Genomic DNA, 24,779 nt, shown 5'->3' with positions numbered 1-24,779 from the left:
TCAGTGCAGTTGGCGATGCGGGGTGACTATCCGACCTTGCCGTCGAGCTCGACCTCGACGATCCGCTCCTCGCCGCCGCGGACCACGGACATCTCCACGGTCTCGCCAGGCAGGTGCGTACGGATGGCCACGATCAGGGCGATGCCGTCGCTGACCGGCTGGTCGTCGACCGCCACGATCACGTCGTCGGCCTCCAGCCCGGCCCGGGCTGCGGGGGTGTCGGGCATGACCTCGGTGATGGTCGCTCCCTCCGCGTCGGGCTCGCCGCCCGTACGGACCTGGGCGCCGATCACGGGGTACTCGGCCTTGCCCGTGCGCAGGATCTGGTCGACGGTGGTGCGGACCTGCTCGATCGGGATCGCGAAGCCCACGCCGATGTTGCCCGACTCGCGGGTCGCGCCCCCGGTGGTGGCGATGGCGGAGTTCACGCCCACCACCTCACCGGCGAGGTTGACCAGCGGGCCGCCGGAGTTGCCGGGGTTGATCGCGGCGTCGGTCTGGACGGCGTTGATGTAGGACGACTCGTCGTCGGACTCCCCGGACGTGGTGACGGGCCGGTTGAGCGCGCTGACGATGCCGGAGGTCACGGTCTGGCTCAGGCCGAGGGGCGCGCCGAACGCGACGACCGACTCCCCCACGTTGAGCGCCTGGGACGCCCCCAGTGCCGCGGGCTCGAGGCCGTCGGCCTCGTCGACCGACAGCACCGCGAGGTCGTAGACGGGGCTGCGCCCGACCACCGTGGCCTCGAGGCGCTCACCGGACTGGCCGATCACGAGGATCGGGCCGTCGCCCTCGGCCGCCGAGGCCACGACGTGGTTGTTGGTGACGACGTGGCCGTCGCGGTCGAGCACGAAGCCCGACCCGGTGGCACCGCCGGCCTGCCCGTCGAGCTCGGCGACGATCTGGACCGTGCTGGGCAGCAGCGCCTGCGCGACCGCAGCCACCGAGCCGTTCTCCGCGTCGAGCGGCGCGGCGGCCCGGGTGCGTACGCCGCCCAGGCCGTTGTCGTTGGTGCCGCGCTGCGAGGCCAGCTCGTCCTGGAGGGCGCCGCCGGCGAGGCCGCCGAGGATGCCCACCACGAGTGCCAGGCACGCGACGGCCGGCCACACCCAGAGCGCCAGCTTGCGCGTCGGGGCGGGCGGGGGGGCGTACATCGGGCGCGGCGGGTAGGGCCCGGGGCCGAACCAGCCGGGGCCGGGCTGCTGGTTCGGGTGCTGACCCGGCTGCTGGTTCGGGTGCTGCAGCGGCACCGTGGGGGCAGCCTGCTCGCGGCCGGGGCCCCCGAAGGGAGCGGGGTGCGGCGGGGGGCCGGAGAGCATGCCGCTCGGCGCCGCGTCGCCCCCGGCGCCGTACGCACGACCCTCGGGCTGGACGGTGGGCTGACCGGTGGGCTGATCGGTGGGCTGACCGGTGGGCTGATCGGTGGGCTGGTCCGCCGGTTCGGCCGCCTCGCCCGCGGACTGCGTGGCCCGCCAGCCGGCGAGCGGCTGGGTCGGCTCCTCGAGGGACTCCTGGAGCGCAGGCTCGTCGCGGGCCTCGTCGCGCGGCGCGTCGATCGCCGCCGCGGGCCGCTGGTCCGGGGCCGGGTCGTCGGCCTGGTCTCGAACCTCGTCGCGGGGCTGGTGATCGGGCTGGTGCTCGTCGCTCACGGGACGATCTTCTCCCGGATCGCCACGAGGCGCTCGGCCAGGGGCGTCCGGGAGGGTGAGACCGGGCCTCGCGCGGAGCGGTCGTCGACGGTGACGACGGGGCTCACCGGGTTCACCGGGCTCACCGGGGTCGTCGGCCGGGTGAGGTCGGTCACCGGCGGCCGCGGCTCGACGCGAGGGGTGCCGGCGACGCCGAGCGCCAGCACGCCGACGACGCACGCGCTCGCCGCGCCGCCGCCGATGGCGGCGAGGCTGCGCCGCGAGCGGTGGGACGAGGTCGCGAAGGGGGCGGCTGCGAGAGCCGGCCCTGAGGACGGCTGGAGCGAGGAGCAGCGTCCGACCAGGGAGGACTTGAAGTCGCGGGACGGCTGTCCGGCCTCGAAGGAGAGCTGGGCGAGCTGGGTCTTGACCCAACCCTCCTGCTCCACGAGGTCACGGCAGGCGTGGCAGGAGTGGACGTGGTTCCAGCAGCGCTCCTCCTCGTCCGGCGCGAGGCGGCCGTCGAGCAGGGCGCTGACGCGGGCTCCGAGGTGCGACATCACGACACCTGCCCGCGCGGCTGGGGGGCGATCGGGCCGGAGTAGCGCGAGCGACCGGCCGCGGGCTCGCGGTGGGCCAGCGCCTTGCGGAGCATCGTGCGACCGCGGTGGATGCGCGAGCGCACGGTGCCGAGCTTGGCGCCCATGATCTCCGCGATCTCCTCGTAGCTCAGCCCCTCGACGTCGCACAGCACGACGGCCGCGCGGAAGTCGGGCGGAAGGGTGGCCAGCGCCGTCTCGATGTCGTCGTCGAAGGTCTGGTCGGCGACGGCGAGCTCCGGGGCCGGCGAGGTGCTCGTGAGCCGGGACGCGCGCTCGTCGGAGAGCGGGTCGAACCGGATCCGCTGCTTGCGGCGCGCGCCGTCGAGGAACAGGTTGGTGGTGATGCGGTGCAGCCAGCCCTCGAACGTGCCGGGGGTGTAGCTGTCGAGCGAGCGGAAGACGCGGACGAACACCTCCTGGGTGAGGTCCTCGGCGTCAGGGCGGTTGCCGGTGAGGCGGTAGGCCAGGCGGAAGACGCGGTCGGAGTGCTGCTCGACCACCTCGTCCCACGTCGGCACCGCTCCGGGACTGGGGGTGGTGCTGACCTGCTCGCCCACGAGAGCTCCCTGGCTCGTCTTCCTCGACCGCAGCTGCAACGGTTCGCTGTCCTTCCTGACGCTAGGCATCGCGCCTGAGAGTTCCCTGTGAACCACATGCGCTCCGGCCAAGAAACTCCCGACCGGATCACAGCACCCAACGAGCGAGGGGCCGCGTGTGTTCCCGGCCACCTGCGGGGTCTGCCGCGCGATAGAGTCGCCGCGTGCCGAACCACACCCCGCCGATCAAGCCCGCGAGCTGGTCCTACGCCGAGTCGTTCGTGGCCGAGGACGACATCCTGGCCGCCGCCCGCAGTCGCGCCGACGAGGTGGGCGTCGCCCCCGTCGGGTCCGGCGTCGGCGCTGCCCTGCGCTTCCTCGCCTCGGTGCTCGACGCCCGCGCGGTGGTCGAGATCGGCACCGGCACCGGTGTGTCCGGCCTCTGGTTGCTGCGCGGCATGCGCGCGGACGGCGTGCTCACCACGGTCGACATCGAGGCCGAGCACCAGCGCCTGGCCAAGGAGACCTTCACCGAGGCCGGCATCCCCGGCAACCGCGCCCGTACGATCGCCGGCGCCGGGCTCGACGTGCTGCCGCGCCTCACCGACGGCCACTACGACCTGGTCTTCTGCGACGGTGACAAGCGCGAGTACGCCGCCTACCTCAAGGAGGCGCTGCGGCTGCTGCGCCCGGGCGGCATCGTGGCCTTCGACAACGCGCTGTGGCACGACCGCGTCGCCGACCCCGCGCAGCGCGACGAGGAGACCGTCACCATCCGCGACCTCGGCCGCACGATCCTCGAGCACGAGGCACTCGTGCCGGTGCTGCTGCCGGTCGGCGACGGCCTGCTGGCCGCCAAGAAGGAGTGGGCTCCCGAGGCCTAGCCTCCGTCGTCCGCCTGGTCCGCGAACCGGGGCGAGGCGACGAAGCCGTCCCAGCCCTCGGCGATCGCGACGATGTCGCACGCCTCGACGAGGATCGGCGGGCTGCCGATGATCTGCGACCCGGGCGACTCCGCGGCGCCCTCGGTGAAGGTGCGCTGGAACTCCTCGCGTGCCTCGCTGCTGGCGAAGACGTAGCAGCCCTCGAACCACTCCCCCGGCACCTGTCGCCACGTCTTGAACCGCAGGCCGGACATGCCGGTGAAGCGCGCGTGGGACGTCTCGGCGACGTAGGCCGCGAGCCGTTGCTCGACGCCGTCGGGGGCGTCGGCGAGCGACCAGCGGACGGTGAGGCCCAGCATCAGGCGATCCCGGCCAGCGGGTCGTCGGAGCCGAGCCACGCCAGCAGCAGGCGCGGGCCCCAGCCGCTGGGGCCGGCGGTCCACTCGAAGCGGTCGGCCGGGGACTCGGCCGCCGAGGCGAAGTCGACGTGGGCCCACGGCACGTCGCCGGCGAAGTGCTGGAGGAACAGCGCTGCGGTGATCGCGCCCGCGCCACCCGCGGCGTTGTCGCCGTCGGCGATCTTGGAGGCGACCTTCTCCTCGTAGTCGGCCACCAGCGGCATCCGCCAGGCGTTCTCGCCCGACGCGGCCGCCGCCGCCGCGACCTGCTCGGCCATGCCCTCGTGGTTGGCGAAGTAGCCGCCGGTCCACTGGCCCAGCGACACCTTCATGGCGCCGGTGAGGGTCGCGATGTCGAGGAGCGCGGCCGGCTCGACCTCGCTGACGGCGTACGCCATCGCGTCGGCGAGCACCAGACGGCCCTCGGCGTCGGTGTTGTTGACCTCGGAGGTGCGCCCGCCGAAGTGGGTGATGACGTCGCCGGGGCGCATCGCGGAACCGCTGATCGCGTTCTCCGCGGCCGGCACCAGCCCGACCACGCGGACCGGGCAGTCGACGTCGCGGAGCGCGGCCATCGTCGCGATGACGGCGCCGCCGCCGCTCATGTCGCGCTTCATCGTCAGCATGCCCTCGCTGGGCTTGATGTCGAGACCGCCGCTGTCGAAGGTGATGCCCTTGCCGACGAGCACGACGGTGGGCAGCTTCTTGGCGGACGACCTCGTGGCGCCGCGGGGGATGTAGTCCATCCGGATGAGACGGGGCTCGTTGACCGATCCGCCGCCCACGGCGAGGATCCCGCCGAAGCCCTCGGCCTGGAGCTGCGCGGCGTCCCAGACCTGCACCTCGAGACCGGCGGCCTCGCCGATCTCGATGGCCTGCTCGGCCAGCCAGTCCGGCGTCTTGAGGTTGGCCGGCACCGTGGCGAGGGCGCGCGAGCGCCAGCCGGCGCCGCCGAGCGCGAGGGCGCGGGCGAGCTCGTCGTCGGCACCGTCGGCGCTCACGCCCGCCAGGACGACCCGCGCGACCGGGAGCTCCTTGGGGCCGGCAGAGCGCCAGTGGAAGGCGAACGAGCCGAGCATCGCGCCCACGACGACCTCCGCGAGGCCGTCGTCGGGGGCGATCGCCGCGAGCGTCGTGGCGACGCTGGCCCGGTCCTTCGTGGCGCGGGCCAGGGATGCGCCGGCGCGGCGGAAGTCGGTGGGCGTCGCCTCGCCGACACCGACGAGGAGCACCAGGACGGGACCTTCGGGCGCGGCGACCGCGCCCACGGGGACCGTGGTCACCTCCCCCGTGCGACCGGTGGCGCGGGCGGCCTCGAGGGCCGCCAGCAGGTCGATCCCGAGAGCCTCTGCCGCCTCGTCGGCCCCGGGGCCGAGCAGCGGCCCGTCCTCGTCGGGGAGGACGGGGAACGCCCACGCCTCCGCGCCGCCGATCTGGTGCGGCAGTGCGGGGCTGAGGGCGAACTCGGGGGGAGAGACCTGTGTCGGCAGCGCGGGAGTGGTGGGCACGATCAGCCGGTGACGCCCTTGAGGGCGTCACCGAGAGCCGTGGCCTCCTCGGCGTTGAGCTCGACGACCAGCCGGCCACCGCCCTCGAGCGGGACGCGCATGACGATGCCGCGTCCCTCCTTGGTGACCTCGAGGGGTCCGTCGCCCGTGCGGGGCTTCATGGCGGCCATCGGCGCACCTCTTCCTGTTCAGCCATCACTGGATGTGGCTCTTCACATGCGAAACGAGGCGGCGGAGTCGTGCCTGGCCACCTCGATCGGCGTCGTACACCTCCATTATCCCCCATGACCCGCGTGATCGGCACCACAGGGCGGACCGACGCCGGATGTTCGTCGGGCAGACTGCCGCCATGACCTCCCCGCACGCCGAGTCCAGCCCCCAGTCCAGCCCCGTCCTGCTCCACGTCGAGGACGCCGTCGCGACGATCACGCTCAACCGCCCCGAGGCGATGAACGGCCTCGACGTGGCGACCAAGGAGCTGCTGCGCGACACGGTGCAGCAGGTCGCCGACGACCCGGCGGTGCGCTGCGTCGTGCTCACGGGCAGCGGTCGGGCCTTCTGCGTGGGCCAGGACCTCAAGGAGCACCTGGCCGGGCTGAAGGGCGAGGCGGACGTGCCGCTGTCGGAGACCGTCGAGGTGCACTACAACCCCATCGTGCTGGCGCTCGCCACCATGGCGAAGCCGGTCGTCGCCGCGGTCAACGGTGTCGCCGCGGGCGCCGGCGCCAGCCTCGCCTTCGCCGCCGACTTCCGGATCCTGGTCGACTCGGCGGGCTACAACACCTCCTTCGCCGGGGTGGCCCTCTCGTGCGACACCGGCTCGAGCTGGACGCTCCCCCGCCTGGTGGGCCGGGCCAAGGCGATGGAGCTGCTCTACTTCCCGCGCACGATCGACGCCGCTGAGGCCCTCGAGCTGGGCCTGGCGACGCAGGTGGTGACGGCCGAGGAGTTCCCGCAGGCCGTCGGCGCCCTCGCCGCCCGCCTGGCGGCCGGGCCGACCGTGGCGTTCGGCTCGATCCGGCAGGCCGTGGCGTACGCCTCGGCGCACCCGCTCGACGAGTCGCTGGCCTTCGAGGCCGACAAGATGGCGCTCACCGGCGGCACCGCCGACCACCTGGCCGCGGTCGACGCGTTCATGGCCAAGGAGAAGCCGGTCTTCACCGGCCGCTGATCAGCGGGGTCAGTCGTCGCGGGTGCGGTGCGCGCCCAGCACGCCGAGGAGCTGGCGTGGCGCCTGCACCGTCATCCGGTGGCGCGGGGGCCGCGGGCCGTACTCGATCGTCAGCGCCGACCCGGCGAAGCGGTGGTTGAACCACATCGTCATCGTGCCGTGGCACAGCCCGCCGCAGTCGAGCCGGGTTCGCGGCAGCCGCAGGGCCCGCGCGAGGCGCCGCGCGAAGCCGGGCTCCTTGGTGTCGGTGTCGATGCCGTGCAGCGGCTGGTGGAAGCTGAGCACCCGCCGCGGGTCGACCTCCTCGAGGAAGCGCATGACGGCTCGGGTCTCGGGCTCGCTGGCGGGTCGCGGCCCCGACTCGTACCTGCCGTCGAGGTCCTTCCACCGGTGCGGGAAGTTGCGGTTCAGGTCGACCCCGCGCGCGTTGTGGCGGGTGCCGCGGGCCAGGCCGTCGGGGTTGTAGGTCGGCACCACCCAGAGGTCCACGCCGCGGATCGCCCGGCCGTCGCGGAGGGTCTCGAGGATCCGGCGGGTGTGCGGCTCGTCGCCGTGCATCGTGGAGATCAGCACGATCCGCCGCTCCCCCGGCTCGCCGAGCCGCCAGGCGCGGATCGGACGTCCCGCGACCGACTGGCCGATCGTGCGGACCTCGACGACGGCGGGCCTCTCGGGCGGTGCGGCCGCGGTCGCGGGGGCCGGCGTCCAGCTGCCGGCCAGCAGGGCGAGCGCGACGGCGTACGCGCCGAGGACGCGCCCCATCAGACGGCTGCGGTGAGGTAGGCGTAGGTGAAGACGAGCACGCCGACGACCATGCCGAGGTGGGCGAGGAGGGACAGGCCCGGCCCGTCGCTCCAGCTGTCCCCGGCCACCTCGGGGACGTGGCGACCCTTGGCGGGCAACCACCGGGCGAGGATCAGCAGCCCGCAGATGGCGGTCAGCCACCAGAAGGCGACGGCTGCGATCCCGATCAGCGGTCCGCCGATGAAGCTGTCCTCGGGGAACAGCAGCACGCCGAGCCACAGGACGAGGGCGATCATCCCGGCCACGAAGTGCGTGAGGGGGAGCCGACGGCTGATCGAGAACCGGCCGGCCGCGCCGTCGCCGCTGAGGCGCAGCCGGGTCAGCACGATCGCCACGGCGGCCAGGGCCGTGAGGATCCACACGACGACAGGGAACGACATGACGCGGCAGTCTGCCCTAGTCCCGCGACGGCTCGCCAGACGAGCCGGACGGGTCGGCCGGGTCGGACGGCTCGGACGGCGGGTCGGACCGCTCGGCGCGGTCCTCGAGCTCGGTGGCCAGCCGGGCGAGCACGGCGTCGACGTCGGACATCCGGTAGCCGCGCAGCGCCAGCGGGAACCGTACGGTCCGCAGGTCCTGCGCCCCGATCGGGCGGTCGGTGGGGAGCACGACGTCGGGACGGTCGTCGTACGCCGGGGGCATCGAACCCCCGCGCCCGGACGCGATCATCGCGACGCCTCCCATGGCGAGGACGACGAGCACGGCGAAGAGCCACATCATTCGGGACGCTCCGGTGCCGGGTCGGGCCAGCGGTCCTCGCGCGCGGCGACCATCAGCGACACGGCCTCGTCGACGTCGTCGGTCACGACCAGCATGTCGAGGTCGCCCGCGTTGATCTTGCCCTCGGCGAGCACGGTGTCGCGCAGCCAGTCGATCAGGCCCTGCCAGTAGTCCGTGCCGATGAGCACGATCGGGAAGGACGTGACCTTCTGCGTCTGCACGAGGGTGAGCGCCTCGAAGAGCTCGTCGAAGGTTCCCAGGCCCCCGGGAAGCACCACGAACCCCTGCGAGTACTTGACGAACATCGTCTTGCGGGCGAAGAAGTAGCGGAAGTTGATGCCCTTGTCGACCCACTGGTTGAGGCCCGACTCGAAGGGCAGCTCGATGCCGAGCCCGACACTCACTCCCCCGGCCTCGCAGGCGCCCTTGTTGGCAGCCTCCATCGCCCCCGGGCCGCCGCCGGTGATGACGGCGAAGCCTGCCTCGGCCAGCTTGCGGCCGGCCTGCTCGCCGATCGCGTAGAACGGGTGGTCGGCGGGGGTGCGGGCAGAGCCGAAGACCGCGATCGCCGGCCCCAGCTCGGCGAGCGCACCGAAGCCCTCGACGAACTCTGCCTGGATGCGCATGACACGCCACGGGTCCTCGTGCACCCAGTCCGTCGGGCCCCGGGAGTCGAGCAGGCGCTGGTCGGTCGTGCCCGGCTCGACCTGGCCGCGCCGCTCGAGGACCGGCCCCTTGTAGCGATCCTTCATGCCAGCCACGCCTTGAGGATCCGCTCGCAGCGCTCGATGTGCTCGGTGGGGACGTGCTCGTCCTGCTTGTGCGCGAACATCGGGTCGCCGGGGCCGAAGTTGACCGCGGGGATGCCGAGCTTGGTGAACTGCGCGACGTCGGTCCAGCCGAACTTCGGCGCGACGTCGCCGCCGACGGCCTCGACGAAGGCCTTGGCGGCGGGCCGGTCGAGGCCGGGCATCGCGCCCGCGGCCATGTCGGTCACCGTCACGTCGTAGCCCTCGAAGAACTCGCGGACGTACGCCTCGGCATCGGCCTCGCTGCGGTCGGGGGCGAAGCGGAAGTTGACCTCGACGACGCACTCGTCGGGGATCACGTTGCCGGCGACTCCGCCGCGGATGCCGGTGGCGTTGAGGCCCTCGTGGTAGGTCAGGCCGTCGATCTCGGGCTGCCGCGCGACGTAGTCGTTGAGCCGGGCGAGCACGGGAGCGGCGAGGTGGATGGCGTTGACACCCTTCCAGCTGCGCGCGCTGTGCGAGCGCTCGCCCGTGGTGCGTACGTCGACCCGCATCGTGCCCTGGCAGCCGGCCTCGACCGAGGCGTTGCTGGGCTCCATGAGGATCGCGAAGTCGGCCTCGAGGAGGTCGGGGTCGCTGACGGTCAGCTTGCGCAGCCCGTTGTGGACCGAGTCGACCTCCTCGGCCTCGTAGAACACGAAGGTGAGGTCGCGGTTGGGCTCGGTCACGTCGGCGGCGAGCTTGAGCATCACCGCGTCGCCGCCCTTCATGTCGCAGCTGCCGAGCCCGTGCAGGACGCCGTCCTCGAGGCGGGAGGGCAGGTTGTCGTTGAGCGGCACGGTGTCGAGGTGACCAGCGACCACGACCCGTTCGCCGCGCCCGAGGTCCGTACGCGCGACGAGGGTGTGGCCCCGGCGGGTGACGGTGAGGTGGGGCAGCGCGGACAGCGCCGTCTCGACGGCGTCGGCGATCTCCTGCTCCTCGTGGCTGACGGAGAAGATGTCGACGAGCTGCTGGGTCAGCGTGACGACGTCCGCGGACAGGTCGAGGTGGGTCATGGCCCCATCCAACCAGCCCGTCGGCCAGTCACCTCCGATCAGGCGCGGGCGACCTCGACACCCACCTCGGGCGCCGCGGCGTACGCGACCGCCGTCGCCAGCGTCTCCTCGGCGATCAGGGCCTCGTGGGTCCGGGCGGCGGCGAGTGTCTCCTCCGGTCCGGCGAGCGTGAGCGAGATGCGGTCGCTGACCTGGAGGCCGGCGTCCTTGCGGGCCTGCTGGACCGCGCGCACCAGGTCGCGGGCGGTGCCCTCGGCCTCGAGCTCAGGTGTGACAGCGGTGTCGAGCACGACGAAGCCGCCGCGCGGCAGCATGCCGATCGCCGCGTCGTCGTCGGACGACCCGGCGACGGTCTCGAGGGAGTACTCCCCCTCGACCAGCGCGAGACCGCCGGCGGTGACGGTGCCGTCCTCGGCGACCGACCAGTCACCCGACTTCGAGCCCTTGATCGCGAGCTGGACGTCCTTGCCGAGCCGCGGCCCGGCGGCGCGGGCGTTGACGGTCAGGCGCTGCGAGACGCCGTACGACTCCGCCTCGGGCGCGTCGGCCGCGAGCAGGGTGACGGCCTTGAGGTTGAGCTCGTCGGCGACCAGCGACTCGAACCCGGTGAGGTCGGCGTCGCTCACGACGGTCAGCCCGGACAGCGGCAGGCGGTTGCGCAGGTTGGCGGCCTTGCGCAGCGCCGAGCCGGCGGAGCAGACGTCGCGGACCGTGTCCATCGAGGCGACCAGCGCGTCGTCGGCGGGCAGGCTCTCGGCGGCCGGCCAGTCGGTGAGGTGCACCGACCGCTCACCCGTCAGGCCGCGCCAGACCTCCTCGGTGGTCAGCGGCATCAGCGGGGCGGTGACCCGGCAGACCACCTCGAGCACCGTGTAGAGGGTGTCGAACGCGTCGGCGTCCTCGTCCCAGAAGCGGTCGCGGGAGCGGCGGATGTACCAGTTGGTCAGCACGTCGAGGAAGCCGCGCGTCGAGTCGCACGCCGCGGCCACCTCGTAGTTGTCGAGCTGGTCGGTCATCGCGGCGACGTAGTCGCGCAGCTTGGCCAGGATGTAGCGGTCCATCGGGTGCGCGCTGTCGGTGCGCCAGCGGGCGTCGTGTCCCTCGCCGCCCTTCGCCGCGTTGGCGTACAGGCTGAAGAACGACCAGCTGTTCCACAGCGGGATCAGCACCTGCCGCACCGAGTCGCGGATGCCCTGCTCGGTGACGACGAGGTTGCCGCCGCGCAGGATCGGGCTCGACATGAGGAACCAGCGCATCGCGTCGGCGCCGTCGCGGTCGAAGACCTCGCGCACGTCGGGGTAGTTGCGCAGCGACTTGGACATCTTCTGGCCGTCGTTGCCGAGCACGATGCCGTGGCTCAGGCAGGTCGAGAACGCGGGGCGGTCGAAGATCGCTCCCGCCAGGACGTGCATCGTGTAGAACCAGCCGCGGGTCTGGCCGATGTACTCGACGATGAAGTCGCCGGGGAAGTGGTGCTCGAACCAGTCCTTGTTCTCGAACGGGTAGTGCACCTGAGCGAAGCTCATCGAGCCCGAGTCGAACCACACGTCGAGGACGTCGGTGACGCGGCGCATCGTGGACTTCCCGGTCGGGTCGTCGGGGTTCGGGCGGGTCAGCTCGTCGACGAACGGCCGGTGCAGGTCCGGGTTGCCGTCCTTGTCGCGCGGCAGCGTGCCGAAGTCGCGCTCGATCTCCTCGAAGGAGCCGTAGACGTCGACGCGCGGGTAGTGCTCGTCGTCGGACTTCCACACCGGCACCGGGCTGCCCCAGAAGCGGTTGCGGGTGATCGACCAGTCGCGGGCGTTCTCCAGCCACTTGCCGAACTGGCCGTCCTTGATGTGGTCGGGCACCCACCGGATGTCCTGGTTGAGCGCCATCAGGCGCTCCTTGACCTTGGTCACCTCGACGAACCACGACGAGACGCCCTTGTAGATCAGCGGCTGCCGGCAGCGCCAGCAGTGCGGGTAGGAGTGGTCGTACGTCTCGCGGCGCACGAGCACGGTGCCCGGGGTGACGGAGCCGGTGCCCTTGGTCTCGACACGGGCTCGTTCCTCGCCCTGCTCGACCCGCGGGGGTCGGGTCGCGGCCTTGAGGTGGTCGATGATCTGCAGGTTGGCGTCGAAGACCTGCATGCCCTCGTAGTCGGTGACGGGGAAGGTGAAGCGGCCGTCCTTGCCGACCGGCATGACCGCCTCGATGCCCTCGCGGTCTGTGACGACCTTGTCGTCCTCACCGAAGGCGCCGGCAGTGTGCACCAGCCCGGTGCCGTCCGTGGTCGTGACGAACTCGGCGGGCACGAGCCGGAACGCACGCTCGTGGCCGGCGTAGTAGGAGAACGGCGGGGCGTACTCCAGGCCGACGAGGTCGGTGCCCGTGCCGCGCCAGGTGACCTCGGGCTCCTCGCCCAGCTCGCGGGCGTACGACGCAAGGCGGGCCTCGGCGATGAGGTAGCGCTCCGGGCTGCCGGTCGGGCCGTCGGACTCCACCACGACGTAGTCGATGTCCTCGCCGACCATGACCGCGAGGTTGGACGGCAGGGTCCAGGGGGTCGTCGTCCAGACGAGGACCTTGACGCCCTTGAACGGGCCGTCGGACGTGACGTCGTAGCCGACGGTGACGGCCGGGTCCTGCCGCATCTGGTAGACGTCGTCGTCCATCCGCAGCTCGTGGTTGGACAGCGGCGTCTCGTCCTGCCAGCAGTAGGGCAGCACGCGGAAGCCCTCGTAGACCAGGCCCTTGTCGTGCAGCTGCTTGAAGGCCCAGATGACCGACTCCATGAACTCGGGGTTCATGGTGCGGTAGTCGTTGTCGAAGTCGACCCAGCGCGCCTGGCGGGTGACGTAGTCGCGCCACTCGCCGGTGTACTTCAGGACGGACTGGCGGCAGGCCTCGTTGAACTTCTCGATGCCCAGCTCGACGATCTCGTCGGTGGTCTTGATGCCGTTGAGGCGCATCGCCTCGAGCTCGGCGGGCAGGCCGTGGGTGTCCCAGCCGAAGCGGCGCTCGACGCGCTTGCCGCGCATCGTCTGGTAGCGCGGGATGAGGTCCTTGACGTAGCCGGTGAGCAGGTGGCCGTAGTGCGGCAGGCCGTTGGCGAACGGCGGGCCGTCGTAGAAGACGAACTCGTTGGCGCCGTCCTGCCCGCCGTCGCGCTGCTCGACGCTCGCGCGGAAGGTGTCGTCGGACTCCCAGTAGGCGAGCACCGCCTCCTCGATCGCGGGGAAGCGCGGGCTGCTGGCGACGGTCGTGGCGTCGGTGTGCGAGACCTTGGGGTAGGCCATCTGGGTGCTCCTCGCGGTGCGTCGTACGTCTCGGGTCTTCACCACGAGGACGATCTGCAGACCGCGGTACCACCTCGCTTGCCGCTCCCCGGCGGGGAGACGACCGCTTCGTTCCGGCTGTGTCGGGCCGTACCCGTCGGGGTCTAGTGAGGTGGCGGCCGGATCGCCGTACCCGTTCTTCCCGAGGCTCGCCGCTGATGACGGCTCAAGCGCCTGCGGCGATCGTACGGCGGGCGCGAGCGGGCGCGCCAATCCATTCCGGGCGAAGGTGCCCCGGCGCGGGGTGGCGGGGGCGCCGCGGGGGCGCCGCGGGGGCGCCGCGGGGGCGCCCCGGGGGCGCCGCGGGGTAGTCCAGTGGGGGCGCCGCGGGGGCGCCGCGGGGGCGCCGCGGGGGCGCCGCGGGGGCGCCGCGGGGTAGTCCAGTGGGTAGTGGCTGTCGGATTGGGCAGCGGCGGGTAGTCCAGTGGGTAGTGGCTGTCGGATTGGGCTATGGCCAGCCACTCCTCACTGGACTATCCCGCTCGAGAGCCAGAACCCGCTGGACTACCCCAGCTGACAGGGCCAGCAGCCACGAACTCCGCTGCGAGCCTCAGCTCGCCAAGCGGTAGCGCAAGTAGCGTCGCCGCTGATCTGCGGTGAGCGCACGGCGGAGCGCCACCGTCGAGGTCGAGACCCAGCCGGGCGGCGGGGTCAGCGTCCACCGTCGGACGTCGTGCTGGGCGCGCGCTCGACGCGCCGCCTGGTGCGCGCGCTCGACGAATCCACCGAGGTCGTACCAGTCGGTGGCCAGCATGGTGACCGTCTCGAGGCCAAGGTCGCGGTACGCCGCCTCCTTGTCTCGATCGTTCGACGCTCCGACGAGCGTCAAGTGGTCACGGCCGTTGTAGAGCCCGAGCAACCCGATGTGCGGATCGACGAGGTCCGGCGTGCCGATGTGGCGGCCGTCGGTCGTGAAGAGGGGCGCGTTGCACAGCGGCCTGGCGAGGCCCGCCCGGCGGGTCCATACGCCTCTCATCTGCGACTCACGTGGCGACCAGGAGTTCTCGTCTGCCTCGGCCAGAGCGTCACGTGCCTGCTGGATCCCCGTCACCGGACCGAGCTGCGAGACGTACGACGAGACCTCCGCGATGCTGACCAGGTCGGAATAGCAGGCCATGTCGAGTGCCACGACCGCGTCACCGAGGTTGGCTGCACGGCGCACCTCAAACACGACCGAACGGACCGCCGGTGTGATGGGAAGGCCGTCGACGGTCAGGATCTCCCGCGGGTCCAGGAACTCCTGGCTCACCGAGAACCCCGGTTGCCTGAGCAGGTGCCGGCGCGCGACGAGTGGTACGTCGTTGTTCTCGACCCCGCCCGAGGTCCCGTCGAACCATCGGGCACCCTGCCAGTCCAACGCTGCCCACCCCGTGACCGCCTCGCCGCCGTGAAGAACCGCACTCGCCTCCAGGGTTCGCTGCTGCGTGGAGACGACGAGGTCGGACGGCACCACCAACCCCCGCGTCGTCGTACGCCACCTCCGCCCGCGCGACTGACCGCGCGTCGGGCCGGCTCGGCCAGAAGGGTCGATCTTCACCGGCGCGACAAGGCCCGGACGGCGGGGGTGGAAGGGCTGCGGGACGTACATGTGACGACCCTTCCCCCGCCAGAGACCCTCGCGGTGCTCGTCCACAGGGCAATCACCGGACGGGCAGGTGCTGCTGCGGTCCGCGGGGTAGTCCAGTGGGAAGTGGCTCGCCGTGGTCGCCGCGCCAACGGGGGTAGTCCAGTGGACAGTGGCGGGCTTCGGGCGCCGCCGTACGCGACCGTTGCCCGCTGGAGAACCACCGCGGCAGACCGCCAGAACCCACTGGACTACCGCGGCAGACCGCCAGAACCCACTGGACTACCGCGGCAGACCGCCAGAACCCACTGGACTACCGCGGCAGACCGCCAGAACCCACTGGACTACCGCGGCAGACCGCCAGAACCCACTGGACCACCCCGGGCGCCGGACGGTTGGGTGGTCCCATGGCGCACCCCGGCTACGACGGCATGTGGCTCCCGACCGACCAGGACCCGCGGATGCAGACGGGTCCGACGCGCGGCGAGCGCGAGTGCCTGGTCGGCTACCTCGAGCACTACCGCCAGACGCTGGCGCTCAAGTGCGACGACCTCACCGCGGAGCAGCTGGCGACCAGGGCGGTGCCGCCGTCCAACATCTCGCTGCTCGGCCTCGTCCGGCACATGGCGCGGGTCGAGCAGAGCTGGTTCCGCCGGGTGATCGAGGCGCGGACGGACATCCCGCGGCTGTTCCAGGACGAGGCCGAGGACGCGGGCTTCAGCTTCCCCGAGGTCGACGACGACCTCGTGCGCGCGAGCCACGCGCTGTGGCAGTCGGAGGTCGCGTACGCCCGCGAGGTGCTGGAGCGCACCGACCTCGACGCGGTCGTGGACGTGCACGGGGAGCCGACCGAGGTGCGCGACATCGTCGTGCACATGATCGAGGAGTACGCCCGCCACTGCGGCCACGCCGACCTGGTGCGCGAGTGCATCGACGGCCGCGCGGGGCAGTAGGGCACCACCCGGGCGGGTGGAACGGCCTCCGTAGGCTGTCCGCGTGACTGCTGCTTCCGGCTACGCCCTGCTGACCCTGCACACCGGCTCGTCCGGCGACACCGTCCTCGACGCGTGGTTCCCCTCCCCCGTCCTCGGGGCGACCGAGGGCGACGCCCCTGCGGAGCTGACCGCGCTGGAGGGCGACGACGGGGCCCGCGGCGTACGCCGCGAGGTGCGGCTGGTCGAGATCGCCGACCTCGACGAGGCCCCGGTTTCGACCGAGGACGTGTGGCTGCGGCTGCACCTCCTCTCCTCCCGGCTGGTCAAGCCGCACGGGCAGAACCTCGACGGGATCTTCGGGCTGCTCACCAACGTCGTGTGGACCTCCGCCGGTCCGTGCGCCGTCGAGGGCTTCGAGGCGACCCGCGCCCGGCTGCGCGCGAGCGGCCAGCACGTGACCGTCTTCGGTGTCGACAAGTTCCCGCGGATGGTCGACTACGTCGTGCCCACCGGCGTACGCATCGGCGACGCCGACCGCGTCCGGCTCGGCGCGCACCTCGCCGAGGGCACGACAGTGATGCACGAGGGCTTCGTGAACTTCAACGCCGGTACGCTCGGCACCTCGATGGTCGAGGGCCGCATCTCCGGCGGCGTGGTCGTCGGCGACGGCTCCGACGTCGGCGGCGGCTCCTCGATCATGGGCACCCTGTCGGGCGGCGGCAAGGAGGTCATCTCCATCGGCGAGCGCTGCCTGCTCGGCGCCAACGCCGGCATCGGCATCTCCCTCGGCGACGACTGCGTCGTCGAGGCCGGCTGCTACGTCACGGCCGGCACCAAGGTGACCGTGTCCGACATGGACGGCAAGCCGCAGGTGGTCAAGGCGGCCACGCTCTCGGGCGTCGACAACGTCCTGTTCCGCCGCAACTCGGTCAGCGGCGCCATCGAGGCGGTGCCGTGGAAGGGCGAGGGCATCGCCCTCAACGCGGCGCTGCACGCCAACTAGCCGTGCCCTCCCTCCGTACGGCCGCGGTCGGCGCGGTGGTGGCCCTCGGCGCCGCCGCGACCGCGCTGGTGCTCGTCGACCGCGGCGGCGTGCCGCGGATCCTCGACACCAGCGGGTGCACCGCCGAGGTCGACGGCCACACGGTCGAGGTCGACCTCGAGCAGGCCGAGAACGCCGCGCTGATCACCGCGATCTCGGTCGAGCGCGGCCTGCCGGCCCGCGCCGCGAGCATCGCCCTCGCCACGGCGTACCAGGAGTCGAAGCTCTACAACATCGACTACGGCGACCGCGACTCCGTCGGGCTGTTCCAGCAGCGTCCCTCCCAGGGGTGGGGCAGCGTGGCGCAGCTGACGGACCCGGTCTATGCGACGAACGCGTTCTACGACGCGCTCCAGGAGGTCGACGGGTACGACTCGATGGAGATCACCGTCGCCGCCCAGGAGGTGCAGCGCTCGGCCTACCCCGACGCGTACGCCGACCACGAGAAGGACGGTCGGGCCCTCGCCTCCGCACTGACGGGCAACTCCCCCGGCGCTCTGTGGTGCGACGTGCCGGGCGACGCCGACGAGGCGAGCGACGAGATCGACGCGAGCGGGCTCGTCGAGCGCGCCACGACGGTGCGCGAGGACCTCGAGGCGCGCTTCGGCACCCTCTCCCTCGGCGGCTTCGAGCCGGGTGGTGTCTCGAGCGGGCACATGGAGGGCTCGGCGCACTACGAGGGCCGGGCGATCGACGTGTTCTTCCGGCCGGTCAACCCGGAGAACAAGAAGCGCGGCTGGGCGATGGCGTCCTACCTCGTCGCCAACGCCGACCGGCTCGACATCAAGACGATCATCTTCGACGACCGCATCTGGCGTGCCGGGTCGTGGGCGGGCGACGGCTGGCGCGACTACCGCGTCCCGTCGTCCTCAGGGGGTGACCGGGCGATCCTGGAGCACCGTGACCACGTGCACGTGGACGTCTTCGACTAGGTCCCGCTCGCCTCGCCTGTGTCTGGCGGGTGCTCGTCCCACGCGTCCCCCGCGCCCGTCGAGTCCCCGCTCGAGCGGGGAGTCCGTCACCTGGGGGCCTTTGCAACCCCCACGAAGTGTCGGACTGCCCCAACAGGTCCGGTCTCAGCCGGCGAGGCGCGCGACCGCGGCGGCGACCCGCTCGTCGGTGGCGGTGAAGGCGACGCGCACGTGCTGGCGGCCCGACGGGCCGTAGAACTCGCCGGGAGCGACGAGGATGCCCTGCTCGGCGAGGGCCGCGACGGTCTGCCAGCAGTCCTCGCCCCGGGTCGCCCAGAGGTAGAGCGAGGCCTCGGAGTGGTCGATGCGGAAGCCCGCGGTCTCGAGCGCGGCCCGCAGCGACGTACGGCGGGCGGCGTACCGGGCGTGCTGCTCCTCGACGTGGGCGTCGTCGTCGAGGGCGGCGATCATCGCCCGCTGCTGCGGTCCGGGCATCTGGAGGCCGAGGTTCTTGCGGACGGCGAGCAGCTCGCCGACGAGGGCGGGGTCGCCGGCCAGGAAGGCGCAGCGGTAGCCCGCGAGGTTGGAGCGCTTGGACAGCGAGTGGACCGCGAGGATGCCGTCGAGCGAGCCGCCGTTGACGCGCGGGTCGAGGATCGACAGCGGCGCGTCGCCCTCCCACGCGCACTCGATGTAGCACTCGTCGGAGACGAGGATCGTGCCGCGCTCGCGGCACCAGTCGACGACCTTGCGGAGGTGCTCCATCGGCAGCACCCGTCCGCTCGGGTTGGCCGGGCTGTTGAGCCACAGCAGCCGCGGGGTGCGCGGCCCGAACGCGGTGAGCGAGTCGGTGGCGAGGCTGTCGGCGCCCGCGAGGGCGGCGCCGACCTCGTACGTCGGGTAGGCGAGGGCGGGGTAGCCGACCAGGTCACCCGGCCCGATGCCCAGGTGCAGCGCCATGGAGCCGATGAGCTCCTTGGAGCCGGTCACCGGCAGCACGCCGTCGAGCCCGAGGCCGGTCACGCCGTGGCGGCGGGCCAGCCAGTCGATGGCCGCCTGGCGGGTGGCCTCCAGCCCGATCGTGGTCGGGTAGCCCGGCGAGTCCGCCGCCGCCCGCAGCGCGTCCTGGACGACGGCGGGCGTGGGGTCGACGGGCGTGCCCACCGACAGGTCGCAGACCCCGTCGGGGTGCGCGCGCGCCGTCGCGGCGTACGTCGTGAGCTTGTCCCAGGGGAACTCGGGGAGCCGGCCGGAGACCGGCCCGGCCTTCACTCGTCGTGCTCCTGCGGGGGCAGCGCGGCGACGAGCTCGTGGTCCTTGTCGATGACGCCCATCTTGGCGGCACCACCGGGCGAGCCGAGGTCGTCGAAGAAGTGGACGTTGGCGTCGTAGTAGCCCTTCCACTCCTCCGGGGTGTCGTCCTCGTAGAAGATCGCCTCGACCGGGCAGACGGGCTCGCAGGCGCCGCAGTCGACGCACTCGTCGGGGTGGATGTAGAGCATCCGCTTGCCCTCGTAGATGCAGTCGACGGGGCACTCGTCGACGCACGCGCGGTCCTTGAGGTCGACGCACGGCTGGGCGATGACGTAGGTCACCAGGTCCTCCTGAAGGCGGGTGGGCACGGATGGGGAACGTGTCGGTTCACTCTAGTATCCGGCGGGTGCCCGACACGTCAGAACCCCACCCCGGCGAGACGACCGGCCGCCACGCGCTCGGACCGCACGTGGTCGGGCAGCGCGTCGTCGTACGCCACCTGCTGCCCGATGGTCGTGCGACCGACGTGCTGGGCACCTGCACGGCGTGGGGCGCGGACTCGCTCACCGTCGACCGCGAGGGGCACGGTCCGGTGACGATCCCCCTGGCCGAGGTGGTCACCGGCAAGCCGGTGCCGCCGCGGGCGTCCGTACGGGCACGCGTATCGGCGCAGGAGGTGGAGCGGCACGTCTCGGCACTGTGGTCGTCGATCACGACCGAGCCCCTCGGGGAGTGGTTGCTGCGTGCCTCTCCCCCGCACGGCGGCCGCCTGCGCCGCCGCGGCAACTCGGCGCTCGCCATGCACGAGCCCGGCATCGGGTGGGCGGACGCCGCCTGGGGCGTGCGACGCTTCTACGACGCGCTCGACCAGACCCCGACGGTGCAGGTCCAGCGCGACTCGCTGGTGGAGCGGACCCTCGCCCCGCTGGGCTTCGAACCGATGGGCGACGGCGACGCGCACGCCCAGCTGGCATCGGTGGCACGTGCCCTGCGCTCGGTCCGGTCACTGGCCCCCGACGTGCCGGCCGAGCTCGAGGAGGCGCCGGGGTCCGTCACGGTCTCGCTCGGCTCCGGCGTGGCGAGCGGGCGCGGCGTCCTGTCCGGCGACTGGCTCCTCGTCGAGTCCCTCGCCGTCGACCCGGCCCACCGGCGCCGGGGCCTCGCCACGGCCGTCCTCGCCGAGGTCCTCGACTGGGGCGCCTCGCTCGGGGCGACCACGGCGCTGCTGCACGTCGAGACTGCGAACCCGGGCGCGATCGCGCTCTACGAGCGGCACGGCTTCGTCACCCACCACACCAACCGCTACCTCGTGGCGCGCTGACCCCGCGAGCTGAGGAGTCGCTGGGCGGCGGCGAGCGCACGCACCCAGAGCAGGCGTTGCAGGACCAGCACCACGGCACCGGCCAGCACCATGCCGGCGAGGTTGACGGCCAGCTGGGCTGCCGACCCGCGGATCTCCGAGGGCGCCCACACGCCGAGCGCGAGCGCGAGGTTGCCGACGGCCGGGATCGTCGTCACCGAGATGAACACGCCGACCATCGCGTTGGCGCGGGCGGTCGTGAGCGCCAGGACGCCGGCTGCTCCGGCGATGAGGGCGACGATGAACGACCACTGGTCCGGGTGCCAGATGAAGCCGGTCTGCGGGCGTGGCCGCGTGACCATGTCGGAGGTGATCAGCCCGGTGAGGTCGCCGACGAGGCTGAGCAGCGCGACCACCGCGACCGCCACCGCGATGCCCGAGACCAGCAGCCGCAGCGCCCTGCCGGTCAGGTCCGGTCGGCCGAAGACGAGGCCGGTGGCGATGGCGGCGACGGTGCCGAACTCGGGACCGACCACCATCGCGCCGATCACCAGCACCGCCGAGTCGGTGATGACCGCGATCGCAGCGAGCAGGCTGGCCAGCACGAAGAACAGGTAGTAGGAGACGGTCGTACGGCTGGCTGCGTAGCACTGCTCGATCACCGTGTCCCAGATGACCGCGTCGTCGGGGTCGCCGGGCGCTGCCCGCTCCAGCCTGCGGGCGGCCGTGAACGGTGTGCTGGTCGGCGTCGTGACGACGATGCCGCCGGAGTCGTGGAGGCCGAGGTCCCTGAGCCGGGCGATGACCTCGCCGGCAAGCTCGCGGGCCACGTCGCACTCGACGAGGTCACCGACCGGCGACAGCGAGGCCCCGACGTGTCGGGTGAGGTTGGCGGAGCGGTCGTCGTGGCGCAACAGGTCGACGACGTCGTCGGCGAGGTGGGTCGGCACGGTGAGCCGCAGGTGCACCAGCATGGGCGCGACCCTAGACGCCGTTGCGGGCGATCACTCGTCGACGGCGTCGGGGTTGGTGCAGACGACCGTGTCGCTGGGGATGTAGGTGGTGCTGAAGACCTCGTCCTCGCGGGTCTCGGTGTTCTCGCCGACGGGCCTGAAGTAGCGCACGACGTCGATGTCGAAGCCGCCGTAGCCCTCGTTGGGGTGGCAGGTGAGGTCGTCGATGCGCCGGGTCTTGGGCTGGGTGATGTTGTAGCGCTCGCCCGTGGTGGTCGTGATGTCCCAGTACTTCGTGGAGTACATCGTCACGGTCACCGCCCCCGACGACGACGGCGTGGAGCTCCTGAACGAGGTGTCGATGAGCACGCCGTAGGGGGTGTCGTTCCGGAACCGGAGGTCGACGGCGCCCCAGGCCACGGTGGCCTCGCGGCCGACCGGGTAGCGGTCGATGTAGAACGAGTGCGGCTTGTGCTCGACGTCCTCGAGGCCGGCGAAGAACATCGCGTTGAACAGGGTGGTGGCCATCTGGGAGACGCCACCGCCGAGGTCCTGCACGAGGATGCCGTCGTTGATGACGTAGCCCTTGGTGAAGCCGTTGGCCTCGGTGCGCTCACCCACCGTGTCGTTGAGGGAGAAGGTCTCGCCGGGCTTGAGCAGCGTGCCGTCGACGATCTCCGCGGCACGGCCGATGTTGACGTTGCGGTACTCGGCGTAGGGGAAGTAGGTCGTGAAGGTCGAGACACGCTCGCGGACCCGGAGCGCCCGGGCGTCCTTGGTGGTGAACTCCGGCTTGGCGACCTGGGCGGACAGCGTGAGCGTACGTTCTCCCTGCGGGGCGGCGGCCACGCCGAGGAAGCCCGCCTCGAGCTCGGCCGCGTCGAAGGTCACCCCCGGCTTGGCGGGCACGACCTGCGGGGTGCCGTCGACGAGGGCAACGCTCGCATCGACGGGCGCACCCTGCGTGACCTTGCCGCCGACGACCTCGGTCAGCCTCGCGGCGTCGAGCTTGGGGACCAGCTCGCCGTCGACCGGCTCGAGGGTGAGGGCGGAGGTGTAGTCGGCCGGGGGAAGCTTGACCTGCGACCCCTCGAAGGCGAGGGTCACCGGCGCGGCGACCGCCGGGGAGGCGAAGCCGTCGAGCGCCTCCTGCACGTCGGAGGCGTCGATCGCGGGCTCGACCTCGGCCATCTCCAGCGCGACCGCGTCGGGGCTCTCCTCGAGGAACACCTCCTCGAGCGCGTCTAGGGTGTCGCTGGGGTCCAGCGCCCGGCCCGCGCGGGGCCGGGTCGTCTCGATCTGGTCGCCCGCGAACCGGATCGCGCCGTCGCGCGCCACGGCGCCGTACTGCTCGTCGAGGCCGGCGAGGAAGGCGTTGTAGGCGGTCTCGTCGACCTCCACCTCGGCCTCGAAGGCGTCACCGCCGGTGAAGTAGTTCCACAGCCGGACCGGGTCCCAGCTCCGCTCGCCGCCGGCCTCGGCGACCGAGGCCTCGTAGTCGACTGAGAGGCCCGCCTGGGCGGGGTCGATCGCCACCTGCTGGCCGTCGACGGTCGTCGCGATGTCGCGGGCGACGCGGTCGGCGAGCCCGGCGCGCAGGCGCTCCGCGGCCTCGCCCTGCGGGTGGCCGCCGATGCGGACGCCGGACACCGTCGTGTTGCGCGGGACCTTGTCACCGGCGACGTAGTGCGCGGCGACGTAGAGCCCGCCGAACAGCACCACGAGCCCGAGGAGCAGCCACAGCACGACCTTGGCGCCCGCCTTCTCGCGGGGCTGCGCGGCACTGGTCTGGTTCTTCGGCACGCGACGAGTTTAGGTGCCCGACCCCCGAAGTCCCGGATCGTCGGCGCGCCCCCCGTACGCCGCACGGGGGCTGCGCGCGGTCGCCACCGCCGCCACGAGCAGCACCGCCGAGCCCGCCAGGAACGACCAGCCGGCGGCGTCGGCCCCGACCAGGAACCCGCCCCCCGGACCCTCCAGCACGCCCCGCAGGACCGGTGCGCACCAGCCCAGCGCGAAGGCCACCCGTACGCCGCCGGCGGGCAGCCAGGCGAGCACCGCGACCGCCGTGGCGAGGGCCAGGAGCAGGCCCCACCACCGGAGGTGGAGCACGGTGCCGGCCGCGCCGGACAGGACGCCGACAGCGGCCGCGACGGCACCGCCGAGGAGGGTGAGCAGCAGCCTCACAGCCCGGCGAAGAGGTCCTCCTCGAACCCGTCGGCGTCGGCCGGCCCGGGGGTGCCCTTGACGAGGCGGTAGAACTCCTCGGACCACCAGGAGTGACCGCTCTCGGCGCCGGCGAAGAAGTGCCCGTCGGTCCTCACCTGGGTCTCGTGCTTGGCGAGGGCGTCCATCTTGCGCTGGACCGTCGCGGCGCCGTCCACGCGTGCGCTGATGAGCTCGTCGGGGGTCACGAAGGGGGGCAGCTTGCCGTCCGGCTCCATCCCGGCGAAGGTCTCGGTGTCGCCGGCCTCGCGCAGGGCGCGCAGGCTCGCCCGCATCCGCGACTCGCTCATCGCGGTCCAGTAGATCTTCGCGATGTCGTGGGGCTCGCCGAGGTCGAGGCGGTAGGACGGGACCGCGGCGAGCTGGGCGGCGTACATCGCGACCCGGTGGGCCTGGATGTGGTCGGGGTGGCCGTAGCCGCCGAACTGGTCGTAGGTGACGAGCACCTGCGGGCGCACCTCGCGGATGACCGGGACGAGCTCGTCGGCGGCCTCGGTGAGGTCGGCGTGCCAGAACGCGTTGTCGGGGACGAACTCGCCGGCGACCGCGTGGCCGTCCTCGTGCCAGGCCATGCCCGAGTCGTGGAAGCGGCCGAAGCCGCCGAGGAAGCGGTGGTCGGTGACGCCGAGGACCTTCATCGCCTGCTCGAGCTCGTGGCGACGGCGCTCACCGAGGCCGCCCTTCTCCTCGTAGGCGAGGTGGGAGAGGTCGGGGACGAGGACCTCGCCCATCTCGCCGGCCGTGCAGGTGACGAGGGTGACGCCGACCCCGTCGTCGACGTAGCGCGCCATCGTGGCGCCGTTGTTGATGCACTCGTCGTCGGGGTGGGCGTGGACGAGCAGCATGCGGCGGTCGGTCATGTTCCTCAGCCTAGGTCGGGGCGCTTGATGCGCCTGGGTGCGGTCGGGAGGTGCAACGGCGGCGGCGGGTCGCCGTGTTCCTCACCCCCACCGGGACTGTCGTCGGGACCCTCGTCGAGCCAGCCGTCGTGGGTGTCGACGAGCACCTCGAGCATGAAGGCGGGGGCGTCGCTCAGCACCGCCCACGGGTGGTCCTCGTCGTCGTCCTCGCCGGACAGCCGCTCCCGCTCGACGTGCGCCTCGAAGCCGTCGGCGTGCAGCCGCGCGACGACCGCCCGCGCGTCGTCCTCGTCGAAGAAGATCGCCCTCACGGGGCCATTGTGGCGCGCACCGTCCCCACCCCGGAGGGGGACGGG

Annotated in this window: 26 protein-coding genes; 6 read left to right on the top strand and 20 right to left on the bottom strand. The window is 72.4% G+C overall.

Annotated elements, in window-relative coordinates; all coding sequences use genetic code 11:
• Positions 1 to 26 precede the first annotated feature (26 nt).
• The 3 genes from IEZ24_RS02110 to sigE are packed head-to-tail and all read right to left on the bottom strand — an operon-like array spanning position 27 to position 2,787.
• Positions 27 to 1,649, bottom strand: a complete 1,623-nt coding sequence (locus IEZ24_RS02110; protein ID WP_165356208.1) for a trypsin-like peptidase domain-containing protein — start codon at positions 1,647 to 1,649, stop codon at positions 27 to 29.
• Positions 1,646 to 2,188, bottom strand: a complete 543-nt coding sequence (locus tag IEZ24_RS02105; protein WP_165356209.1) for an anti-sigma factor family protein — start codon at positions 2,186 to 2,188, stop codon at positions 1,646 to 1,648. Before IEZ24_RS02105 ends, IEZ24_RS02110 begins: the two co-directional genes overlap by 4 nt.
• Positions 2,188 to 2,787 (bottom strand): RNA polymerase sigma factor SigE, encoded by a 600-nt coding sequence (sigE, locus tag IEZ24_RS02100; RefSeq protein WP_242498612.1) that lies wholly within the window; start codon positions 2,785 to 2,787, stop codon positions 2,188 to 2,190. The genes IEZ24_RS02105 and sigE overlap by 1 nt, the downstream gene beginning before the upstream one ends.
• Before the next feature lie 203 nt (positions 2,788 to 2,990).
• Between sigE and IEZ24_RS02095 the strand changes: the two genes are divergently transcribed.
• Positions 2,991 to 3,650 carry an O-methyltransferase gene (locus IEZ24_RS02095; protein WP_242498613.1) on the top strand — a complete coding sequence of 220 codons (660 nt, stop codon included), beginning with the start codon at positions 2,991 to 2,993 and terminating at the stop codon, positions 3,648 to 3,650.
• Here IEZ24_RS02095 and IEZ24_RS02090 read toward each other — a convergent pair.
• From IEZ24_RS02090 to IEZ24_RS02080, 3 genes are read right to left on the bottom strand one after another with little or no spacing between them, the layout of a single operon-like run.
• Complete coding sequence (locus IEZ24_RS02090; RefSeq protein WP_129456928.1) at positions 3,647 to 4,009, bottom strand: hypothetical protein; 363 nt, start codon at positions 4,007 to 4,009, stop codon at positions 3,647 to 3,649. The genes IEZ24_RS02095 and IEZ24_RS02090 overlap by 4 nt on opposite strands.
• Positions 4,009 to 5,556 carry a leucyl aminopeptidase family protein gene (locus IEZ24_RS02085; RefSeq protein WP_242498614.1) on the bottom strand — a complete coding sequence of 516 codons (1,548 nt, stop codon included), beginning with the start codon at positions 5,554 to 5,556 and terminating at the stop codon, positions 4,009 to 4,011. The genes IEZ24_RS02090 and IEZ24_RS02085 overlap by 1 nt, the downstream gene beginning before the upstream one ends.
• Positions 5,557 to 5,558: 2 nt before the next feature.
• Positions 5,559 to 5,726, bottom strand: coding sequence for a DUF3117 domain-containing protein (locus IEZ24_RS02080; RefSeq protein ID WP_129456930.1), 168 nt, complete (start codon positions 5,724 to 5,726; stop codon positions 5,559 to 5,561).
• Between the two features lie 179 nt (positions 5,727 to 5,905).
• On the opposite strand from IEZ24_RS02080, the gene IEZ24_RS02075 reads away from it, so the two are divergent.
• Positions 5,906 to 6,727: an enoyl-CoA hydratase/isomerase family protein gene (locus IEZ24_RS02075; RefSeq protein ID WP_129456931.1), complete on the top strand. Its 822-nt coding sequence runs from the start codon at positions 5,906 to 5,908 to the stop codon at positions 6,725 to 6,727.
• Between the two features lie 9 nt (positions 6,728 to 6,736).
• On the opposite strand, the gene IEZ24_RS02070 is transcribed toward IEZ24_RS02075, so the two are convergent.
• The 7 genes from IEZ24_RS02070 to IEZ24_RS02040 all read right to left on the bottom strand — a co-directional run bounded on the left by IEZ24_RS02070 (position 6,737) and on the right by IEZ24_RS02040 (position 14,828).
• A complete protein-coding gene (locus tag IEZ24_RS02070; protein WP_129456932.1) occupies positions 6,737 to 7,489 on the bottom strand; it encodes a M14 family zinc carboxypeptidase in 753 nt (250 codons plus the stop codon).
• Positions 7,489 to 7,911 carry a hypothetical protein gene (locus IEZ24_RS02065; RefSeq protein WP_129456933.1) on the bottom strand — a complete coding sequence of 141 codons (423 nt, stop codon included), beginning with the start codon at positions 7,909 to 7,911 and terminating at the stop codon, positions 7,489 to 7,491. Before IEZ24_RS02065 ends, IEZ24_RS02070 begins: the two co-directional genes overlap by 1 nt.
• A gap of 16 nt (positions 7,912 to 7,927) precedes the next feature.
• Positions 7,928 to 8,251 carry a DivIVA domain-containing protein gene (locus IEZ24_RS02060; protein ID WP_224744660.1) on the bottom strand — a complete coding sequence of 108 codons (324 nt, stop codon included), beginning with the start codon at positions 8,249 to 8,251 and terminating at the stop codon, positions 7,928 to 7,930.
• Positions 8,248 to 9,003 (bottom strand): LOG family protein, encoded by a 756-nt coding sequence (locus IEZ24_RS02055; protein WP_129456943.1) that lies wholly within the window; start codon positions 9,001 to 9,003, stop codon positions 8,248 to 8,250. The genes IEZ24_RS02060 and IEZ24_RS02055 overlap by 4 nt, the downstream gene beginning before the upstream one ends.
• The gene (gene dapE / locus IEZ24_RS02050) at positions 9,000 to 10,058 is read right to left on the bottom strand and encodes a succinyl-diaminopimelate desuccinylase (RefSeq protein ID WP_129456934.1); all 1,059 of its coding nucleotides are present in this window, start codon (positions 10,056 to 10,058) and stop codon (positions 9,000 to 9,002) included. Before dapE ends, IEZ24_RS02055 begins: the two co-directional genes overlap by 4 nt.
• Positions 10,059 to 10,096: 38 nt before the next feature.
• On the bottom strand, positions 10,097 to 13,339 hold the full coding sequence (gene ileS / locus IEZ24_RS02045) for an isoleucine--tRNA ligase (protein WP_129456935.1): 3,243 nt from the start codon (positions 13,337 to 13,339) through the stop codon (positions 10,097 to 10,099).
• Between the two features lie 589 nt (positions 13,340 to 13,928).
• Positions 13,929 to 14,828, bottom strand: a complete 900-nt coding sequence (locus IEZ24_RS02040) for a hypothetical protein (protein WP_191192802.1) — start codon at positions 14,826 to 14,828, stop codon at positions 13,929 to 13,931.
• A gap of 521 nt (positions 14,829 to 15,349) precedes the next feature.
• Here IEZ24_RS02040 and IEZ24_RS02035 point away from each other — a divergent pair.
• The 3 genes from IEZ24_RS02035 to IEZ24_RS02025 are packed head-to-tail and all read left to right on the top strand — an operon-like array spanning position 15,350 to position 17,851.
• On the top strand, positions 15,350 to 15,895 hold the full coding sequence (locus IEZ24_RS02035; protein ID WP_129457083.1) for a DinB family protein: 546 nt from the start codon (positions 15,350 to 15,352) through the stop codon (positions 15,893 to 15,895).
• A gap of 43 nt (positions 15,896 to 15,938) precedes the next feature.
• On the top strand, positions 15,939 to 16,880 hold the full coding sequence (gene dapD / locus IEZ24_RS02030; RefSeq protein WP_129457084.1) for a 2,3,4,5-tetrahydropyridine-2,6-dicarboxylate N-succinyltransferase: 942 nt from the start codon (positions 15,939 to 15,941) through the stop codon (positions 16,878 to 16,880).
• Between the two features lie 2 nt (positions 16,881 to 16,882).
• Complete coding sequence (locus IEZ24_RS02025; RefSeq protein WP_191192801.1) at positions 16,883 to 17,851, top strand: hypothetical protein; 969 nt, start codon at positions 16,883 to 16,885, stop codon at positions 17,849 to 17,851.
• Between the two features lie 144 nt (positions 17,852 to 17,995).
• Here IEZ24_RS02025 and dapC read toward each other — a convergent pair whose 3' ends face one another.
• Together dapC and fdxA are read right to left on the bottom strand one after the other, a co-directional pair.
• A complete protein-coding gene (dapC, locus tag IEZ24_RS02020) occupies positions 17,996 to 19,102 on the bottom strand; it encodes a succinyldiaminopimelate transaminase (protein ID WP_129457085.1) in 1,107 nt (368 codons plus the stop codon).
• Entirely contained in the window at positions 19,099 to 19,425 is a 327-nt protein-coding gene (gene fdxA, locus IEZ24_RS02015; protein WP_056604759.1) for a ferredoxin, read from the bottom strand. Before fdxA ends, dapC begins: the two co-directional genes overlap by 4 nt.
• A 65-nt stretch (positions 19,426 to 19,490) precedes the next feature.
• Between fdxA and IEZ24_RS22195 the strand changes: the two genes are divergently transcribed.
• Entirely contained in the window at positions 19,491 to 20,405 is a 915-nt protein-coding gene (locus IEZ24_RS22195; protein ID WP_165356219.1) for a GNAT family N-acetyltransferase, read from the top strand.
• Here IEZ24_RS22195 and IEZ24_RS02005 read toward each other — a convergent pair.
• Genes IEZ24_RS02005 through IEZ24_RS01985 form a run of 5 tightly spaced genes read right to left on the bottom strand, consistent with a single transcriptional unit; the run spans position 20,387 to position 24,734 of the window.
• Positions 20,387 to 21,358: a DUF389 domain-containing protein gene (locus IEZ24_RS02005; RefSeq protein WP_129457087.1), complete on the bottom strand. Its 972-nt coding sequence runs from the start codon at positions 21,356 to 21,358 to the stop codon at positions 20,387 to 20,389. The two genes, IEZ24_RS22195 and IEZ24_RS02005, sit on opposite strands and share 19 nt — an antisense overlap.
• A gap of 30 nt (positions 21,359 to 21,388) precedes the next feature.
• Complete coding sequence (locus IEZ24_RS21475; RefSeq protein WP_129457088.1) at positions 21,389 to 23,140, bottom strand: VanW family protein; 1,752 nt, start codon at positions 23,138 to 23,140, stop codon at positions 21,389 to 21,391.
• Between the two features lie 9 nt (positions 23,141 to 23,149).
• Entirely contained in the window at positions 23,150 to 23,524 is a 375-nt protein-coding gene (locus IEZ24_RS01995; RefSeq protein ID WP_129457089.1) for a hypothetical protein, read from the bottom strand.
• Positions 23,521 to 24,423: an N-acetyl-1-D-myo-inositol-2-amino-2-deoxy-alpha-D-glucopyranoside deacetylase gene (gene mshB, locus IEZ24_RS01990; RefSeq protein WP_191192800.1), complete on the bottom strand. Its 903-nt coding sequence runs from the start codon at positions 24,421 to 24,423 to the stop codon at positions 23,521 to 23,523. Before mshB ends, IEZ24_RS01995 begins: the two co-directional genes overlap by 4 nt.
• 5 nt (positions 24,424 to 24,428) lie before the next feature.
• Positions 24,429 to 24,734: a hypothetical protein gene (locus IEZ24_RS01985; protein ID WP_129457091.1), complete on the bottom strand. Its 306-nt coding sequence runs from the start codon at positions 24,732 to 24,734 to the stop codon at positions 24,429 to 24,431.
• Between the last annotated feature and the right edge of the window lie 45 nt (positions 24,735 to 24,779).

Origin of the sequence: Nocardioides ganghwensis, assembly GCF_014779655.1 — a bacterium.
GTDB classification, from domain to species: domain Bacteria; phylum Actinomycetota; class Actinomycetes; order Propionibacteriales; family Nocardioidaceae; genus Nocardioides; species Nocardioides ganghwensis.
This window is presented reverse-complemented; position numbering and strand designations above follow the sequence as displayed.